Source organism: Luteitalea pratensis (assembly GCF_001618865.1).
GTDB classification, from domain to species: Bacteria; Acidobacteriota; Vicinamibacteria; order Vicinamibacterales; family Vicinamibacteraceae; genus Luteitalea; species Luteitalea pratensis.
This window is the reverse complement of record NZ_CP015136.1, coordinates 2,799,743-2,817,639: the sequence shown is the minus strand read 5'-3', so window position 1 is coordinate 2,817,639 and position 17,897 is coordinate 2,799,743. Positions and strand designations below refer to the sequence as shown.

At 67.5% G+C, this 17,897-nt stretch carries 12 protein-coding genes and 1 pseudogene; 5 read left to right on the top strand and 8 right to left on the bottom strand.

Going from position 1 to position 17,897, the window contains the following annotated elements; all coding sequences use genetic code 11:
* Positions 1-63 precede the first annotated feature (63 nt).
* The 4 genes and pseudogenes from LuPra_RS11565 to LuPra_RS11545 form a co-directional block, all read right to left on the bottom strand.
* Positions 64-1,707: a hypothetical protein gene (locus LuPra_RS11565; RefSeq protein ID WP_110170882.1), complete on the bottom strand. Its 1,644-nt coding sequence runs from the start codon at positions 1,705-1,707 to the stop codon at positions 64-66.
* A 72-nt stretch (positions 1,708-1,779) separates the two neighbouring features.
* Positions 1,780-3,447, bottom strand: a complete 1,668-nt coding sequence (locus LuPra_RS11560; RefSeq protein WP_110170881.1) for an N-acyl-D-amino-acid deacylase family protein — start codon at positions 3,445-3,447, stop codon at positions 1,780-1,782.
* A gap of 50 nt (positions 3,448-3,497) precedes the next feature.
* Positions 3,498-4,840: pseudogene (locus LuPra_RS33140) on the bottom strand (amidase).
* A gap of 150 nt (positions 4,841-4,990) precedes the next feature.
* Positions 4,991-6,076, bottom strand: coding sequence for a DUF3616 domain-containing protein (locus LuPra_RS11545; RefSeq protein WP_234800843.1), 1,086 nt, complete (start codon positions 6,074-6,076; stop codon positions 4,991-4,993).
* A 163-nt stretch (positions 6,077-6,239) separates the two neighbouring features.
* On the opposite strand from LuPra_RS11545, the gene LuPra_RS11540 reads away from it, so the two are divergent.
* Entirely contained in the window at positions 6,240-6,680 is a 441-nt protein-coding gene (locus LuPra_RS11540; protein ID WP_110170878.1) for a hypothetical protein, read from the top strand.
* A gap of 90 nt (positions 6,681-6,770) precedes the next feature.
* On the opposite strand, the gene LuPra_RS11535 is transcribed toward LuPra_RS11540, so the two are convergent.
* Complete coding sequence (locus LuPra_RS11535) at positions 6,771-9,134, bottom strand: TonB-dependent siderophore receptor (protein ID WP_234800842.1); 2,364 nt, start codon at positions 9,132-9,134, stop codon at positions 6,771-6,773.
* A 267-nt stretch (positions 9,135-9,401) separates the two neighbouring features.
* Here LuPra_RS11535 and modA point away from each other — a divergent pair, with 267 nt between their 5' ends.
* From modA to modC, 3 genes are read left to right on the top strand one after another with little or no spacing between them, the layout of a single operon-like run.
* A complete protein-coding gene (gene modA / locus LuPra_RS11530) occupies positions 9,402-10,208 on the top strand; it encodes a molybdate ABC transporter substrate-binding protein (protein ID WP_110170877.1) in 807 nt (268 codons plus the stop codon).
* 3 nt (positions 10,209-10,211) lie between these two features.
* Positions 10,212-10,877 carry a molybdate ABC transporter permease subunit gene (gene modB, locus LuPra_RS11525; RefSeq protein ID WP_110174649.1) on the top strand — a complete coding sequence of 222 codons (666 nt, stop codon included), beginning with the start codon at positions 10,212-10,214 and terminating at the stop codon, positions 10,875-10,877.
* Positions 10,870-11,979, top strand: coding sequence for a molybdenum ABC transporter ATP-binding protein (modC, locus tag LuPra_RS11520; RefSeq protein WP_157899028.1), 1,110 nt, complete (start codon positions 10,870-10,872; stop codon positions 11,977-11,979). Before modB ends, modC begins: the two co-directional genes overlap by 8 nt.
* Positions 11,980-12,027: 48 nt before the next feature.
* Here the strand turns inward: modC and LuPra_RS31800 are convergent, their stop codons facing one another.
* The 3 genes from LuPra_RS31800 to LuPra_RS11510 all read right to left on the bottom strand — a co-directional run bounded on the left by LuPra_RS31800 (position 12,028) and on the right by LuPra_RS11510 (position 16,718).
* Positions 12,028-12,189: a hypothetical protein gene (locus LuPra_RS31800; protein ID WP_157899027.1), complete on the bottom strand. Its 162-nt coding sequence runs from the start codon at positions 12,187-12,189 to the stop codon at positions 12,028-12,030.
* Positions 12,190-12,308: 119 nt separating this feature from the next.
* Positions 12,309-13,067 (bottom strand): 3-keto-disaccharide hydrolase, encoded by a 759-nt coding sequence (locus LuPra_RS11515; protein WP_157899026.1) that lies wholly within the window; start codon positions 13,065-13,067, stop codon positions 12,309-12,311.
* Positions 13,068-13,448: 381 nt separating this feature from the next.
* Positions 13,449-16,718 (bottom strand): BACON domain-containing protein, encoded by a 3,270-nt coding sequence (locus tag LuPra_RS11510; RefSeq protein WP_162271361.1) that lies wholly within the window; start codon positions 16,716-16,718, stop codon positions 13,449-13,451.
* A 383-nt stretch (positions 16,719-17,101) separates the two neighbouring features.
* Here LuPra_RS11510 and LuPra_RS11505 point away from each other — a divergent pair, with 383 nt between their 5' ends.
* Entirely contained in the window at positions 17,102-17,794 is a 693-nt protein-coding gene (locus LuPra_RS11505; protein WP_110170873.1) for a Dph6-related ATP pyrophosphatase, read from the top strand.
* The last annotated feature ends 103 nt before the right edge of the window (positions 17,795-17,897 follow it).

Below are 17,897 nucleotides of genomic sequence, written 5' to 3'. Positions count from 1 at the left end.
CGGGTCGACGCGCGACACGACCCGGGACGCAGGAGGCCCCGACCTGCAACGCCAGCCGTCCTGTTACCGGGGCACAGGGACGCCGCTCGCTGGCGGCAAGGCCACGCCCGTGCCGGCATGACCTGCCGACGGCGGGTAGCCGCGCAAGGTCACGCGATCCACGGCGAACGGCAAGCCGGCGACCGCTCCGGGGCATTCAGGGCTCGTCACGCTCTGCAGCACCGCCGCGAACCGGATGAAGCCCGTGTAGGCGTTCGAGAAAAAGAGGCCCTGCGGATTGATCGTGGCCTGTGAACGCGGACCGACGCATTGAATGGACGAGATCAGCGGGTAGCGCTCAGGCAGATAGTCGACACGAACGGCCAGAGTCGAAGGGGTCGCGTTCAACACCCCGAAATAGGTGTGTTCCAGGACGGTCGTGGGGATTGCTTCCGTCAGGCTCAGGTAAACCCCCTCCTCTCCCTCGGCGAAGGCCCACACAGAACTCATGGAAGGCAGCCCCGCGGTCGCGTGCCCGTCAGGCCAGGGAAATGCGGGCGTGCTGGGAGCGCCGGCCACCGGCGGTCCGAAATACGTCGCGCGTTCGGCAACGATCGGGACGGATGACTCGACGAGCATGCCGAACTGGTTCCAGGGCGTGGTGTCCACGAAGGCACCTTCCCGATCGACCCAGACAGTGACGCGCCGCCGTGAGCCGACGATGTGTGCTCTTGACACCGTCTGCCCCGCTGCCGAGATGTAGTGGACAGTCACTGCCGCATCCGAGTTCCCTGGGTTGTACAACAGGAGGAACGTGTCGAATGCGACGGGTCTTGGGCTGTTCGGCGCGGTCGTCTCCACCTGGCCAAAGTACCAGGACGCGGACAACTGGGATACGCCCGCCGCGGCATGCGCGCCGCCGAAGTTGTCCCAGTATTGCGCACGCTCGGCGGCGATGCCGTTGCCGGGAGTCATCGACTCGACTTCCGTGGCGAACTCGGCTTGTGCCAGCGCCGTATGCTCGGCCCGGGGCCAGAATGTGACCCGCCCATGCGGAGGCGCTACCTGCATCGACGTGTACGTCGTGCCAAGACTGGTGAGATACGTGGCGCGAACGACGGTCTCCGTGGGATGCGGATTCGCCGCGAGAACGAACGTGTCGAAGGCTCCCGTCGCGCCTTCAGCGAAATACCACCTCGACGCAGTGGCCGCGACGGCGCCGGCACTGTGCATCGAAGGGACCTGCCCGGTCCATGGATCGGTCGCCTGTGGCAGCACAGTGGTCCGGTCCACCACGATCGGGCCTGGCGCTCCGCTGGCATCGACCGCCGTCACCTCAATCGACGCGCTCCCGTTCAACCCGAAGATGTCACGGACGTCGAGCGTCACGCGCGACCGCGGCTTCATGGTTGTCGTGTGCGCGCGCTGCCTGAATATGGCGTCGGCCTGCGGCAACAAAGTCAGCGTCACGGTGAGTGTCGACTCGGTCGGATTGGCCACGACGACGGCTTCCCGGAAGTAGTCCGTTTCCGCACCTTCACTCAGATACCACGTCGATTGGCCCCGCGCATTCACGCCCGCCGACAGCAGCCAGACCAGCGAGAGGACCGCCATCCTCCGCATCCCTGCGCCTCGACGGGCGTCGTGTCGGGCGCCGACGGGACGTTGCGCCAATCGTGCGACGGTACCGACGTACTCGGCGAGACGATCGAAACGCGGATTCCTCATGTGCACTCCTCCGTCGACCGCGGACGCCGCGCTCGAGTCAGGCTGGATTCGGTGCGTGGCTCGCGGAGATCGTCAGCGCTGCCCCATGGGCCGTTGGCGAGACGCATCGACATCGATCGCGCGGCCTGGTCCTTGAAGAATCTGCCCCGGCCGCGCATGCGTGTGGGTGCCGCGATCGATCACGACCGTCCCGTTGACGATGACGTACTCGATGCCCGTGGCGTATTGTTGCGGCTGCTCGAACGTCGCGAGGTCCAGTACCCGCGCCGGGTCGAAGATCGTGACGTCGGCCCACAACCCTGGACGCAGGAGGCCGCGGTCGAACTGGCGGACCTTGGCGGCGTTGGCCGAGGTCATCTTGCGCACCGCCTCCTCGAGGCTCAGCAGCCTGGCCTCCCGGACGTAGCGGCCGAGCACCCGCGGAAACGTGCCGTAGAAGCGCGGATGCGGGTGCGCCGGTCCGACCGTGCCGTCCGCGTTCACCGCGCTGCCGTCCGACCCAATCGAGACGAATGGCTGCGCGAGCGCGTACCGCATGTCCTCCTCGCTGTGATGGAAGAACACCGTCGGCACTGACCCGCCGTTTTCGATCAGCAGCTCGAACAACACGTCGAGCGGAGGCCTGCCGATGGACGTGATCACCTCGCTCATCCGCTTCCCCGCGAACTGCCGATAGCGCGGATTCGTGAGTGTCACGAGCAGCATGCCGTCCCAGCCGCCGGTGGCCGTGTAATGGTTGTACCAGTCACCGAGCGGCACCTTGCCGAGGATCTCGCCTTCCAGCCGCGGGCGGAGCGACGGATCCTTGAGCCGTGCCACCAGCGCGGTGGCGCCGTCTTCGTGCGCCCAGGGCGGAACGATGCTCGCCAGATCGTTCTGGCCGGCGCGGTACGGATAGACATTGGCCTCGACGGCCTGGCCGCGCGCGCGCGCCGCCGCAATCAGCGCCACGAGATCGGGCATCTGTCCCCACATCGTCCGCTCGGCGATCTTGAGATGGATGATGTCCACCGGCAGGTGTCCGCGCCGCCCGATCTCGACGGCTTCCTCGACCGACTTGAAGACGCCCGTGCCTTCGGTGCGCATGTGCGTCGAGTAGCGGCCGCCGTGCTGGCCCGCGACCTCCGCGAGCGCGACCAGCGTGTCGGTATCGATCCAGACGCCTGGCGGCCCGCTCAACGAGCTTGCGAGACCGAGCGCGCCGTCCGTCATGGCTTCGCCGACCAGACGCCGCATTGCCTCCAGTTCCGTGCCGTCGGGTGGGCCGGCCCGGGGGCCGTGCACCTGGGTCCACACCTGGCTGGAGCCCACGTACGATCCGATGTTCGCGCTGAGGCCGCGACGCCGCAGTTCGTCGAAGTACGCCGTGAAGCGCGGCCATCGCCTGGAAGGCGCCGCCGATCCCCCCTCGCCGAGGATCATCGACGTCACGCCCTGGCGCAGCATGCTCTGCCCATCAGGATCGTCGAGCAGCGTGGTATCGGAATGGTTGTGGATGTCGATGAAGCCCGGCGCGACGGCGAGCCCGGTCGCGTCGATGGTGCGCGACGCGGATCCGGTCGCGCGCCCGAGGACCACGATGCGGCCATCCCGGATGCCGAGATCGGCATCGAACGACGGATTGCCCGTCCCGTCGACAACGCGGCCGCCGCGGATGACCAGATCGAATTGCGCGCGCTGGCCGTGAACGGCCACGAGCGCAGCGGCGACGATGAGCGCCGTTCCCAGTAGCGATCGCATGGGCGCCTCCGATGGCCGGCGACTTCGCCGGACAGATCTCGCGCCCAAGGCTACTCGAAGGCCGTGGCTGGTGGTGGCTGCCAGCCGCCAAGCGCGGCCTCGAGGTGCGAGGCTGCACGTAGCGCCACATCCTCGCGCCACGGCTGCGCGACGCACTGCACGCCGATGGGCAGGCCCGATGCGGTCGCACCGACACGGACCACGGCCGAGGGCGTGCCGATGAAGTTGAACGGCACCAGGTACGGAAAGATGCCGGCATTCCACGAGACGGCCGGGTCCAGCCAGTCTGCGACGGGCCACGGCGCGACGTCTGCCGCAGCGGGACAGATGATCAGGTCGTAGCGCCGCATGAAGGCGAGTGCCTCTGCGCGCCACAGGTCGATTGCCTGCACCAGGTTGCCGAGCGCCGCGCTGGACATGGCGTAGCGGCGCATCAGGGCGATGGCGCCCTGTACCTGTGGCGACACGTCGCGCGTGCCGAGCAATTGCAGGAAACCCTTGAGGCCTGCCGCACCGTCGGCACCGAACAACTGCGGGAAGAACTCGAAGGCCCGCTCGAATGCCGGAATGCTGGCCTGCTCGACGTCCACCCCCGCTGTGGCGAGCGCCTGGGCGGCCATGGTCACCGCATCGCGGACGTCAGGCGTCGCGTGCGCGAGGGTGGTGTCGACGAACAACGCGGCCCGCAGTCCGTCGAGCTCGACCAGCGCGGACGCCCGAAGTGGCACGGGTGCGATGTGCGGGTCGATGTCGTCGGGCCCCGCGATGATGCCGAGGGCGATTCGAGGTCCTCGACGCGTCGTGCGATCGGACCAATCGTCGTCAGCCACTGCTGCAAGCCGCCGGGGCCGATGATGTGCCCGGTCCGCGGCACCCGGCCCGCGGTGGGCTTCAGGCCAGCCACCCCGCAGCAGTGCGCAGGGAATCGGATGCTGCCCGCCGTGTCGCTGCCGACGTCGAGCGGCGATCCGCACGCCGCCACGATCGCCGCTGCCCCACCGCTGCTGCCGCCCGTGCCACGCGACAGGTCGTACGGGTTGCGCGTCCTGCCGTAGACCAGGTTGTCGGCCTCGTACGCCAGCGTCAATTCGGGTGTATTGGTCTTGCCGAGCACGATGGCGCCGGCGGCCTTCAGGCGTCCGACGATGGTGGCGTCCGCGGTCGGGACGAATGCCTTGCGACCGAGCGTTCCCCCGGTTGTCACCAGGTTTGCCGTGTCGAAGGAGTCCTTCACCGTGATGGGCACGCCGTGCAGCGGACCCACGGTGGCTCCCTCGGCCAACATGCGATCCGCCGCGCGCGCGTCGGCGAGGGCCGCATCGGCCCGCAACTGCACAACGGCATTGAGGTGGGGATTCACCTCTGCGATCCGCGCGAGGTGCGCCGACACCATCGCTTCGGACGTCAACGCGCCCGAGCGGATGCGCCCCGCGAGTTCACTTGCAGACGACGCGAGCCAGGGCGGGAGCGGAGCGGCACGTGAAGACAAGGTGTTCGGCACGTCGGGCCGGATCTGACCGCACATCTGCCCCGAAGGCAAGTATCACGCGACGGCAAATACATCCGCCCGCACACCGTGGTCGCCAACGATGCGGGATGCCGCCGGCGAGTCGTAGCACACGAGGAGCGAAAGTGGTGTGCCTGGCACCAGACTCAGGCCCTCCGCGTGGTCTTTTGTCTCGCCGAACGGGACGCGCACGACCTTCGGGAGGTCGTCATTCCATGTCAGGGAGTCTGCACCCTGCAGCAACGCGTCGGTCCAGCGGTACACATAGACGGGTCCATCCAGGTCCATCGAGGGCCCGGCGAGAACGAGGATGGCGTTGCCCTGAATTACGAGGTCGCGTACTCCGAGGCCGTCGAGTTGCAGGAAGTGCTTCAGGTACTGCCGGCCAGACTGACCGAACCCGCCGAGCGTCAACATGCCATTGGCGCCTTCCTCGAGGCGGAGTTCCACCACGATCGCCCACCCTCGAAGCACCGGACCTCGCAACCCGAGGAACACGCGATTGCCCGAAATCGCAAGGCCCTCGATGTCGAAACCGTTGTCCTTGCTCGGCACACCACCGGGGCCTCCCCCGGGCCGCCCGACGGGCACGAAGCGCCCAACGTGGAGGTCTGTCGCAAGCGCCTTCGTCAGCAGGTTGGCACTGGCATCGCCCTCGAGACGAGCCGCCGTACTCCTGCCGTGCGACTTCACGGGCACGCCACCGTCGTCGAGTGGCACGCGGGCCAGCGTGAAGCGATTGCCATCGGCCTCTACTGTCGCGAGGCGCTCGAGGTTTTCGCTGATGCTCCTGTCGTCCTCGGCCTTCTTCCGCTTGGCGCTATGCGAGCCAATCAGCCAGAGGTAGCCATCGTCGACGTCGAGACCTTCGATGTCGATCTCTTCCTTGGCGGGCCCGGGTAGTCCGAGTGTGTCCTGGAGGTTGAAACTGACATGCGTCCCGAAATCGCCGGAGACCTCACGCGTCATGCGGTGAATGGCCGTACCTTCATCTCCGCCGAGCCAGAGACGCTCGCCGTCGAGCACTATGGCCGACACGTTGTCCCTGATCTTCGCGACCTCCTTCTTGGGCAACGAGGGGTCGAATCGGAATACCGGTGAGCGTGTGGGAATGTCCACCATCGAGTTGCCTCTCTACGGGCGCACGGCGCCGAGTGGGGACTCGGACGCCAGCGCAAGGGAGAACGCTTGCGCGGTCCGTTCCGTACATCCGCAAGCTGGTCACCGGGCGCCGTGTTCACGCTTGCGCTGCCATTTGCGTCTTCTCCAGGAGGGGGGAGACTCGATGCTCCGATACGTCACGCTCGTCACCTGCCTTTCGACCACCGCGGTGCTCGCTGCGCAGGGGGTCAAGGAGACCGTGCGGTTGACCGTCACCAGTGCGGAGGCCGCCTCGCCACTCGTCATCACCGCCGGCCCCGTCATCGAGCGCGCGAACGTGTTCGTGGGCGCGTTCATCGGTGAGCCGACGGGTCCGCCCGATCCGTCGTATCGCCGCTACCGTCTCAGCTTCGACGTGCAAGGCATGGACGCGATCAAGTACGAGGCGTACGTCGTGCTGTACGCGAAGGGTGAGCTCGACGACGGCGGATACGTTTACCTGCCGGGACCTGGGGCCCCGGAGTATCGGCGGAACATCAGCACGATCATGCGCGACGGTCACGATGGCGCATGGCATCGCGCCGAGGCCGCGTGGGCGCGGGCGCTGAACGCCACGCTGCCTTGAGGGCGACCTCGGAACCGGCCGAGACGAGTGCTGAAGAGGTGGGGTGTCGCACCCGAGCGCCGCTGGCGCCCGGGTGCCGGTCTTTCGAGGCTAGAAGCGGGTGGTCAGCGCCAGTCGCACGGCACGCGGTGAACCGGGCGTGATGTTGGTGTTGCTGTGCGCCGTGGGGTAGTACTGCGCATCCAGCAGGTTCTCGACGTTGATCTGCGCACGAATCGTCGACGTGAGGTGGTAGTAGACCGCGGCGTCGACGCGCGTCCAGTTCGGCAGCACCACCAGGTTGTCCGTGGAGGTGTAGACATCGCCCCGGTAGATGACGCCCACCGCCGCAGCCAGACGAGGCGTGAAGTCGTACTTGTTCCAGAGCGACACCGAGTGCGCAGGCAACTGGGCCAGGGTGGCGCCAGCCTGCGCCGTCGCCGAGATCGAGCGCGTGATCTCGCCGTCCTGGTAGGCGTAGCCGCCCGCGATGCTCCACGCAGCCGTGATGTTGCCGTTCAGGCCGACTTCCACGCCCCTGGTGCGCTGCGCGTCGACCAGGAGCGACAGCGTCGGATCCGCGGGATCAGGCACCACGACGTTGCCGCGGTCGAGACGGTACACCGCTGCCGTGACGCCGAACGTCGGAAGGACGTCCCACTTCGCCCCGACTTCGTAGTTGCGGAATTCCTCCGGGTCCAGTGCCTGGTTGGTCAGCGACAGGGACGCCAGTTGCTCACCAGCCCGGGGAAGGTAAGTCAGGCTGTAGCTGCCATAGAGGGACAGCGGCTCAACCGGCTTGTAGATCAGGCCGAGTCGAGGAGAGACCAGGCCGTCGCTGCTCTTGAACGTCACGCCGATGCGGTTGTTGGTCACGTCGGAATCGAACTGGTCGTAGCGCAGGCCCACGACGGCCTCGACGTGCCTGGAAAGCGCCACCTGATCCTGCGCATACGCGGCCGCGATCGTCGTCACTCCCTGGTTGTCGGCGTCGGTCGCGCCCTGGCGAAACTCCACGGGCATGTTGATGGTCGGCGAAGCGATCGGAGCCAGGACGGTCGTGACGTTCGGGCCAAGGCCGGTGAAGTAGCCAGTCTCACGAAAGTTGTCGGTGTCCTGCCGGCCGAACTCCGTCCCGACCAGGAGCGTGTGCCCGATCCGGCCGGTCCTTGTCGAGAAGACCAGGTCCGTCTGGTTGAACACGTTCTGCCGCTCGGTGGCGTTGTTGTATGCCGAGATCGCGACCGCCGTGCCGGCGCTATTGACGGCGCCGGGGAAGACGTTCTGGTAGAACTTGTCGTAGGAGCCGTAGCTGAGCCGATTCCGCAGTGTCATCCGCGGGTTGAACCGGTGTTCCAGAAGCCCCGACACGACGTTGACCGTCGCATCGGCCTGGCTCTGCGTTGGGTCCCCAAAAAAGGTGCTCGGGTCCACGTCGAGCGGTCGGCCCTCGAATGACGAGATGCCGCGGTCGGCAACGCGGTCGTCGTGGAAGTACTCGTAGCTGCCAGTCAACGTCGTGTCGCGGCCGAGGCGGACGGCGACAGTCGGATTGAAGCCGTACCGCTCGAGATTGAAGCCGTCACGGTAGGAGTCCGAGTTCTCGTACACGCCGGTGGCGCGAATCGCGACCGTCTCGTTCAGGCCCCGTCCGACGTCCGCGGTGAATCGCCTGTTGCCCCAGGATCCGACCTGCACGGAAGCTTCACGCGCCTGCCCCCAGTTGGCCTGGCGGCTGACCCGGTTGATCACACCGCCGACGCCGCCGCGACCGAAGATCATCGCGTTGGGTCCCTTCAACGCTTCCACGCGCTCGACGTTGTAGAGATCGCGGAAATACTGGACGTCATCACGGACGCCATCCACGAAGAAGTCCGAGGTGGTGCTGTTCCCGCGGAGGATCGGGGTATCACGGTTCCCTTCGCCCTGTGCGATGCCCACGCCCGGCATGTAGCGGGTCACGTCGGCCATGCTGGACATCCGCTGGTCATCGATGAGTGCACGTGAGACCACGCTGACGGCTTGCGGGACGTCACGGAGTGGCGTGTTGGTCCTGGTGGCAGACGACACCGCCGGGACCGAATAGCCCGCAATGGCGCCGACACTGACCGACTCATGGATCCCGGCCACTTCCAGGGCGACATTCGATGTCGTCGTCGTGGCGGCCTCCAGCGTGACCCGACGTGCGGCATCGACGAAGCCGCCTGCCACGATGCGCAGTGTGAAGGCGCCGGGTGTCGTGGCCAACTCGTAGTCACCCTGTTGATTGGTCACCGTCGTCGCTGGGCCACTCGAGGGCTGGGGTGTGACGGTCACCTGCGCGCCAACGACGGCCGCACCTGTCGAGTCGACGACTCGCCCCCGGACCATCCCACGAGAGTCGGGTTGTTCGAGGCGCCCGGCGGCCAGCGCGAGCGGAGACGAGGAGACGAGGACTGCCCAGCACCCGATGATGATCGACAAACAGCGACGCATGACGACTTCTCCCGATTGCGTGGCTGGTCGTCGACCCGGCACAATGGACGTGCCGAACGCGCCAGCGTGCAAATCGCTTGGCAGGAAACGGTCTACTCAGGCCCTTCTGTTCGGCAGGTCCGTCAGTGTTCGCGCACTGACGGACCACCTCAATACAGCAACTGAGACACAGTCTCAGCTTCAAGGCAGTGGGGATTGTAAAGCCGACCGATTAGGTCGGTCAAGCGGTTGCGCTGACCGAGGCGTCGTTGACATGATGACGCGCCAATGCGAGAGGAACCGGGCACGGGACTGAGGCGTCGCCGTGCTGTGCTCCAGGCGGCCGTGCTCGGACTCGCCCTCGTTGCCGGCCAGGCGTGCTCATCCCAGGCGTCACCGTCGCGCGTGGCTGCCGCGTCGGATCTACAATTCGCGCTCTCCGAAGTGGCTGATCAGTTCACCAAGGACACCAGCCAGCGTGTCGAACTGGTCTTCGGGTCTTCGGGGACACTCGCCCGCCAGATCCAGGACGGCGCCCCCTTTGCCTTGTTTCTCTCGGCCGATGAACGGTTCGTCGAACAACTGGCCAGCGCGGGGCGGACCCGGGACGCCGGCGTGCTCTATGCCACCGGCCGCATCGTCTTGTTCGCGCCGCCGGGCTCTCCCCTTGATCCGACTGAAGGATTCGACGGCCTCGCCCGACTGGTGCAGGGCGGTCAGGTGACCCGGTTCGCGATCGCCAACCCCGATCACGCCCCGTACGGCCGCGCCGCCGAGCAGGCGCTGCGGAAGCGGGGATTGTGGGACACCCTGCAGCCGACGTTGGTGCTCGGCGAGAATGTGTCGCAGGCGGCGCAGTTCGCGACGGCGGGCAACGCAGCCGGCGGCATCATTGCGTACTCGCTCGCGCTCGGGCCGGCGATGCGCAACAAGGGCACGTACTTCCTGATTCCTGCAGACGATCACGCTCCGCTCCGTCAGCGTATGGTGCTCACGGACCGCGCAGACGCCGTTGCCGAGCAGTTCTATCGATATCTGCAGCAGTCGCCCGCCAAGGCGACACTGGCGCGCTACGGCTTCGCGTTGCCCGAGTAGATGATGGATGCTGTTGCGTTGCGCGTGTCGTTGTCGCTGGCCATTGGGACCGTGATGGTGCTCCTCCCGCTCGGCATCTGGGCCGGGCACGCGCTGGCGATCCGGAATTTTCGTGGCAAGGCGTTCGCCGAGGCACTCGTCGCGGTGCCGCTCATCCTGCCGCCGACGGTACTCGGTTTCTATCTGCTCGTGACCTTCAGCGCACGCTCGCCGCTGGGGGCGGCGTTTGCCTCGGTCGCCGGCCACACGCTCGCGTTCTCCTTCGCGGGTCTGCTACTGGCGTCGGTGATCGTCAACATTCCGTTCGTCGTCCAACCGATTCAGCGCGCCTTCGAAGCGATCCCGCGCGAGGTCTGCGAGGCGGCGGCGTGTTGTGGGTTGACGCCGCGTCAGCGCTTATTCCGCATTGAAATCCCGCTCGCCTGGCCGGGCATCATGACCGCTGCCCTCCTGGCGTTCGCGCACACGCTGGGTGAGTTCGGCGTCGTGCTGATGGTTGGTGGCAACATTCCCGGGGAGACGCGGACGCTGAGTATCGCCATCTACGACCGCATGCAGGCCTTCGACGATCGCACCGCCGGGATGATGGCCGCCACCCTGTTGGCCATCGCCATCGCCACGCTCAGCGTCACTACATGGCTTGGATCCTCGGCCAGTCGTCGTGGTTGATCGCGCGCTGGCGGTGACCCTGCGCCAGACTGGGCCCATCCCGCTCGACGTGTCCTTCACGTGCGAGCCAGGGCAGGTGTTGGCGATCTTCGGTCCCTCTGGCAGTGGCAAGACGACGATTCTCCGCAGCATCGCCGGACTCCATTCGCCAGCGGAGGCGCTCGTCCGGGCCGGCACGGAGACGTGGGTGGACACCGCTGCGGAGGTGTCGGTGCCCGTGCATCGCCGGGCCGTCGGACTTGTCTTCCAGGACTACGCACTGTTTCCGCATCTCACCGCCCTGGGCAATGTGCTGGTGGCGCTGGGCCATCTTCCTCGGGGCGAGCGACACGACCGAGCCGAGGCGCTGCTGGCCCTCGTGCACCTCGCCACCCATCGGGACCGTCGTCCAGCGGACCTTTCGGGCGGCGAGCGTCAACGCGTCGCCCTGGCCCGGGCGCTGGCGCGTGATCCGGCCGTCCTGCTCCTCGACGAACCGTTGGCCGCCGTCGATCGAAGGGTTCGGCGACACCTGCAGGACGAGATCGATCAGATTCGGCGGTCGCTCGATATTCCCGTGGTCCTGGTCACGCACGACTTCGACGACGTGGTCCGCCTCGCGACACACCTGTTGCTGCTGGACGCCGGTCGAGTGGTCGCGGTCGGTCCGATGGACGTACTCACGAGCCGCCCCGATCTCACGTGGCTGAGAGAGACGGTTGGCCTCGGCAGCGCGATCGAGGCGGTCGTGCTTCGCGTCGACGCATCGCGTGGTCTCGCGGAACTGGCCTTCGCGGGAGGAACGCTGCTCGCGCCGAGCCGCGCGCTGACCGAGGGCATGCGCGTGCGCCTGCGCATTCCCGCGCGGGAGATCATCCTGGCCACCGAGCGGCCCACGGGCCTGAGCCTGCGCAATGTCTTGTCCGGCGTCGTGTCTGCCATGCACAGCGACGCGGACGTCGACCACGTCATCGTGCAGGTCGCCGTGGGCAACGTTCGCCTTCTCGCCGAGGTCACACGGGAGGCGGTGGCGCAGCTCGGGATCGTCAAGGGCATGCCGCTGCATGCCCTGATCAAGTCGATGTCACTCGAGCTGATCACTTCCCCTGCAGCCGACCCTTAGTGCGACGGCAGTTGACGCCGCGGCACAGGTGGGGTACGCGCATCCCGCCTACTTCTTGCGCTGGGCGGTGCGGCCCTCCGAAGCGCGACGCTTGTTCACCGTGGCCGCGGCGATCGACTTGGCCCGCCTCATCGGCCGGCCCATGTCTCGCTCGCTCTCCTTGATGTGCTCGTACTGCCGCTCGTCCTTTGCTGTCCATCGTGCAGGCATCGTGACCTCCAAGGGGCGACCCGCAGCGTGTCGCCACTCCCCCAGCGGATAAAGCAAAGATCGCGCCGGTCTCGCTACTCCTGAGGCGCGGCCGCGATGAGCGGTGTTCGATGGCGTCGCTACGGATCGAGCTCGCGCACGAAGATGTTGCGGAAGCGCACCTCGGTACCGTGTGTCTGCAACTCGATCGCGCCCGACGGCAGCAGCGGCTGGCTGCGATCGAAGTAGTTGTCGAGCTTCTGGCCGTCCACCGTCTGTTGGCCGTTGAGCCACACCCACACACGCTCGCCGACCATCCTGACGCGCACGTGGTTCCACTCGCCGATCGGCTTGTCGGCCTTCACGAGCGGCCACTTGCCGGGGTTGTCGTCGTTGTTGTTCCAGAGCGCGCCCGAGCCGCGGAACGCGCCGGTCTGCTGATTGGTCGCGCTCGCCGGGTCCCACAACTGCACCTGCGGATAACTCCGCAGGTAGATGCCGGTGATGCCGTTGGGGACGGTGAGCTTCCACTCCGCGAGCAGCTCGAAGTTGCCGTACGCCTTTTCGGTCGCGAGATGCACGCCCTTGCCGTCGGTCACGAGCTCGCCACGCACGGGGTCGACCCACCAGTGCGCGTCGCGATCGGCATTCCATTCGGCCTGCTTGGCCTTGCGCTCGGCGTCGGTGAACGTCGCCTCCACGTAGGGGCTGAACACACCGCCCTTGCCGGGACGTCCACGCCAGCCACTGAGGTCCTTGCCGTTGAACAGGCGGGTGAAGCCCGCGGGCAGCGTGTCGCTCTGCGCCTGTGCCACGGGCGGCGCGCCGATGACCACGCCTCCAATGACGAGTGCAGCAGCCACGACGCGCCGGGGAGACGTCCACCGCTCTGTCGTCACACAGCCTCCTTCGTCGCTGCTGTCCCGAGCCGACCAAAGCACTCGCGGCGACGAGCGCGCTCGCCAGCAACAGCCGACTCCGAAGACTACTCCAGCTTCGTCGCGGTGGAATTCGTGCCGGCCCCGCATGACGTGGAGGCCAACCACGTTGACGAGGCGCTCATGGCTGACTCGACAACCGCTTCGCGCGCTCGGTACAGAGCCTCACGGCGATGCCGGCGCGCCAGTCACTGCCGGCCCGCGCGCGGATGATGGTCACGCTATCGCAGCTCCACTGCGACAGCCGGTCAAAAGTGACAAACCCGGAACCTCATGACACACGACTTCGGGCAGCAGGGCCGAGTGGGTGAATGAGGAGCGTGCGGCACGCCCTGAATCTGGCTATTGCAGCTTCGTCGCGAGCGCGTTCGTGCCTGCTGCCATTGGCACGCCGCCCGCATCGGAGTACATGGCGCGTTCGACGACGACCTGTGGCACCGGGGCCCCGTCAGTCGCGCCAAGCGACTCGACAATCACGCTGAATCGCTTCCCTTCGACCGCCGCGCCGAAGTCCGGGCCGATCGCCGCACTGGTGCGCGACTGCGGACGCAAGGGGTAGATCGAGGTACGCGAGGTGCCATCCTCGAACAGGACCGTCACCCTGGCTCGGCCTTGCCAGGTCGAGGTGTTGGCGATGAGCACGTAGGTCTGGGCGTTGCGGCTGCCGCCGACCTCGCCTTCGGCCATGGCCCACTTCGTCCCGGTCTCTGTGGCACCGCTCGAGTTGTGGGCCTCGTACCAGGTCGTGCCGTCGCCCGGCCACCACATGGTGCGCTCCACGACGAGAGGCACGCCATTGAGGGACTCGACCGTCGTCGAGAGAGCGACGTCCGCGAGCGGATGGCCGGCGACGCCAGGTATCTCGTCGTAGTCGACCCAGATGCCCGAACGCGCGCTGGCGGGGGCCATCATCGTCTTCGTGTACGTCTGCCCGGTGTCGAGCAGGTACGTCACGCGCACGTCAGCCGGCGTATCGGTCGGATTGGCAATGAGGACGAACTGATCGAAGAACGGACCAGTCCGGCCCTCCGCCATGAACCAACGGGTCGACGGGGTACTCACACCCATGCTCACGTGGCCGGCATCGAACGGCCGATCCGGGCTCGATCGGTACATCGCCCGTTCGACGATGATCGGCGTCTGGTCGAGCGAGGAGATCACCGCGCTGAACTCCGCCGACGCGAGTGCCTGGCCCAGACCCGGAAATTCCTCGACGTTGACCCAGATGTTGGAGCGGGACCGCGCTGCCAGCCGGTAGTCCTTCTCGAGAGGAGCCCCCGTGGCACGCAGATACCGGACGCGCACCGTGGTGGCCGTATCGCCCGGGTTCTGGAGCAGGTAGAAGAGCGCGAAGCCGCTGTGGGTCGCACCTTCCGCCAGGTACCAGGTCGGCGACGGCGCCACGGCTGCCGTTTCGGCGTGCGCACCGTATCCACTCGCGTCCCACGTCATGGTGCGATCGACGACGACGGGCACGGCTGCGGTCACTGTCGTCGAGAACTCCGCCGACTCGAGACCGGCGATGGATTTCGGCCAGAGCGTGACGCGCTGCTGCGGCGGAAGCGCGATTCGGTAGTCGAGCGGCGCCTGGCCGTCGCGGAGAAACGACACCGTCGCGACGTCTGCCGTCGTCCCCGGATTGAACAGCGCGAGACGTGTGTCGAACATCGACGACGTAGCCCCTTCAGCGAGGTAGCGCGTGTAGCTGGCGGCAGGAGCGACCGGCGCGAACACCACCGTGCCGGTGCGGACAGCCCCAGCATGGAACTGCGACACGGTCATCGTCGACGCGCCATCCGGGATGTCGAGTGCTGCGGCCGCCTCCTGCCCCGTGATGCTGAAGCCGGACAACACACTCCCCGCGGGCATGGCCGCGATCGTCACGGACCCGTGCCCGGAACCACGTGCCGGACTGATCGTGATCCACGGCGCGTCGGTGGACACCTCCCAGGACGTGGCGTCGGGCACCTCGAGCGTGATCTCTCGCGATCCCCCATTCGTGGGCGCCACCCAACTCGGCTCGCTGATGGTTGCGGTCGGCTGGGGACCAGGCTGGGGCACAGGTTGGTGGCCAGTCTGCGACACCGCGACCGTCCGGCCCGCGATGGTGAGCGTGCCCGTTCGTCCGAGCTGACCTGCGGCCGCGGCGGCCATGACCGTCACCATGCCGCTGCCGGTCGCGCTGGTCGGCGACACGGAAAGCCAGGGTACGTCGCTCGCGGCCGTCCAGGGCGCGTCAGCCAGCGAACTGGTCACCGTCACGCCGTGCGTCCCTCCATCGGCCGACACGTTCGATGAGCCGGGAGTGACGGCGAAGGTCGCCACGGCGCCTGCCTGCGTCACGATCACCGCCTGCCCCGCGATCGTCGCCGTCGCGGTCCGGGGCTGGGCACTCGCGGTGGGAGCCGCCGTCAGCGTCACGGCCCCGGGCCCGGTGCCGGCCGCAGGGCTGAGCGAGAGCCACGCCTGATTGCTGCTGGCGGTCCACGGCGCATCGCCAAGCGAGCTGGCCACAGCCAGGCTTCGCGTTCCGCCCCCAGCCGCAACACCCCACGTGCCCTGCGTGATGGCGAAATTTGGCACGGCGCCCGCCTGGGTCACGATCACCGCCTGCCCCGCGATCATCGCCGTCGCCGTCCGGGGCTGGGCACTCGTGGTCGGGGCCACCGTCAACGTGACGCCCCCGGGCCCGGTCCCGGCCGCTGGGCTGAGCGACAGCCACGCTCGATCGCTGCTGGCGGTCCACGACGCGTCGCCGGGCGAGCTGGCTACCGCGATGCCCTGCGTTCCGCCGCCGGCCGCTGCATTCCAGGTTCGGGGAGTGACGCCAAAGTCCGGGACGGCGCCCGCCTGCGTCACGATCACCAACCGGCCCGCGATTGTCGCTGTGGCTGTCCGCGGCAGGACGCTGGCGTTGGCCGCGATCGTCAGGGCCAGTGTCCCGCTGCCCGCGCCGGCGCCAGGACTCACCATCATCCAGGTACGGTCGCTGCTGGCCGTCCACGGCGCATCGTCAATCGAACTGGTCAGGCCCACGTTCTGCAGGCCCCCGTTCGCGTCCGCACTCCAGGTGCCCGGAGTCACGGCGAAGGCCGGTATCGCGCCGTCTTGCGTCACCGTCACCGGCCGGCCCGCAATCGTCACGGTGGCGGTCCGCGGTTGGACGCTCATGTTCGGGGCGGCTGTCAACGTCACCGCGCCGCTGCCGGTCCCCGATCCCGGGCTCACCGTCAACCATGCCGGAGCGTCGGCCACCGTCCAGGGCGTGGACGCAGACGAGGGCACCGCGCCGTCCTGGGTCACCGTCACCTGCCGGCCCGCGATCGTCACGATGGCGGTCCGGGGCAGGGCGGTCGGGTTCGGCGCCGCCGTCAGCATCACGGTGCCGTTGCCGGACCCGGCCGCCGGACTGAGCGTGAGCCATGCAGTCGACGTCGCCGCAGACCACGTGGCCCGCGATGACGATGCTGTCACGTGGATCGGCCGCGTTTGCTCATCTCCAGACACGAAAATGGCCGTCGTGTCGACCGTGACGTGGTCGGCGCTGGACGCAATCGCGGCCACTCCAAGCGTCACGACACCGGCCAGCACCAGGCCAAGCGCGATCACCACGTTCCCGAGGAATCGTCTGGACCTGCGTAGGGCGATCGTGCGCTGTACTGGTGTGATCCTGGTCATCCCGACTCGGCGAGGGAGATCCCGACGCCGAACAGAATGTGTAGCGGCCGGACTTGTCCGGCCGTCGTAGATCACCGACCGTCGGACAAGTCCGACGGCTACACTCGGCGCTTCCACGCAAATCGGCGCCCGCGCACCGGGCTTGAGAGCAGGCGAGGCGGTAGACCGCTACCTTGCTGACCAATTCGTCGTGTGTAGCCGTCGACCTAGGTCGACGGGCGGGGTTGCCCATGAAAACGCGGCATCGAGGTCACCCAAGGGCGCCTGACGGACGTCGGGCCGCGATGGCCCCGCATCCATGGCACGATGGCCGATAAGTGTCTCTCGATCGCGAACCGGTGGCGCTCAGTTGGAGCGGTGGCAAGGACAGCGCCCTGGCGCTGGCGGCGTTGCGCGAGGACCCGCGCCTCGAGGTCGTGGCGCTGATGACGAGTGTCACTCGCGAGTACGACCGCATCAGCATCCATGGCGTGCGCCGGGTACTGCTCGAGGCGCAGGTGGCTTCGGCGGGCCTGCCACTGATCGAGGTGACGCTGGAGCCGCAGTGCTCGAACGAAGCCTACGAGGCCGCGTTCTTCGACGCGGTCGCGCGCATGGGGGTCGGCCATCCCGGCGTCGAGACGCTCGCATTCGGCGACCTCTTCCTCGAGGACGTGCGTGCCTATCGGGAGGCGCTGTTGCGACGTGCCGGACTGACCGGCTGCTTCCCGCTCTGGGGACGCGAGACGCGGCAACTGGCACACGACTTCGTGGCCCGCGGGTTCGTCGCCCATCTCGCGTGCGTGGACACGACGCAACTCGCCGCCCGGTTTGCCGGACGCGTGTTCGACGATGGTTTGATCGCCGAGTTGCCGGCCGGTGTAGACCCGTGCGGCGAACGCGGCGAGTTCCACACGTTCGTCTCGGCCGGGCCGATATTCTCGCAACCGATCGCGGTCTCGTGCGGCGACGTCGTACTCCGCGACGGCCGCTTCGCCTACTGCGACATCCTGCCGTCACCCGCCGGGTGACCGCGCGGCGCTCAATCCGGCCGACAACGAAATGCCGGAAGGCCGGAAGGCCGCAATGTCGAGAGCCTTTGTTCGAGGATTCACTGAATGCGCGACACCTGCG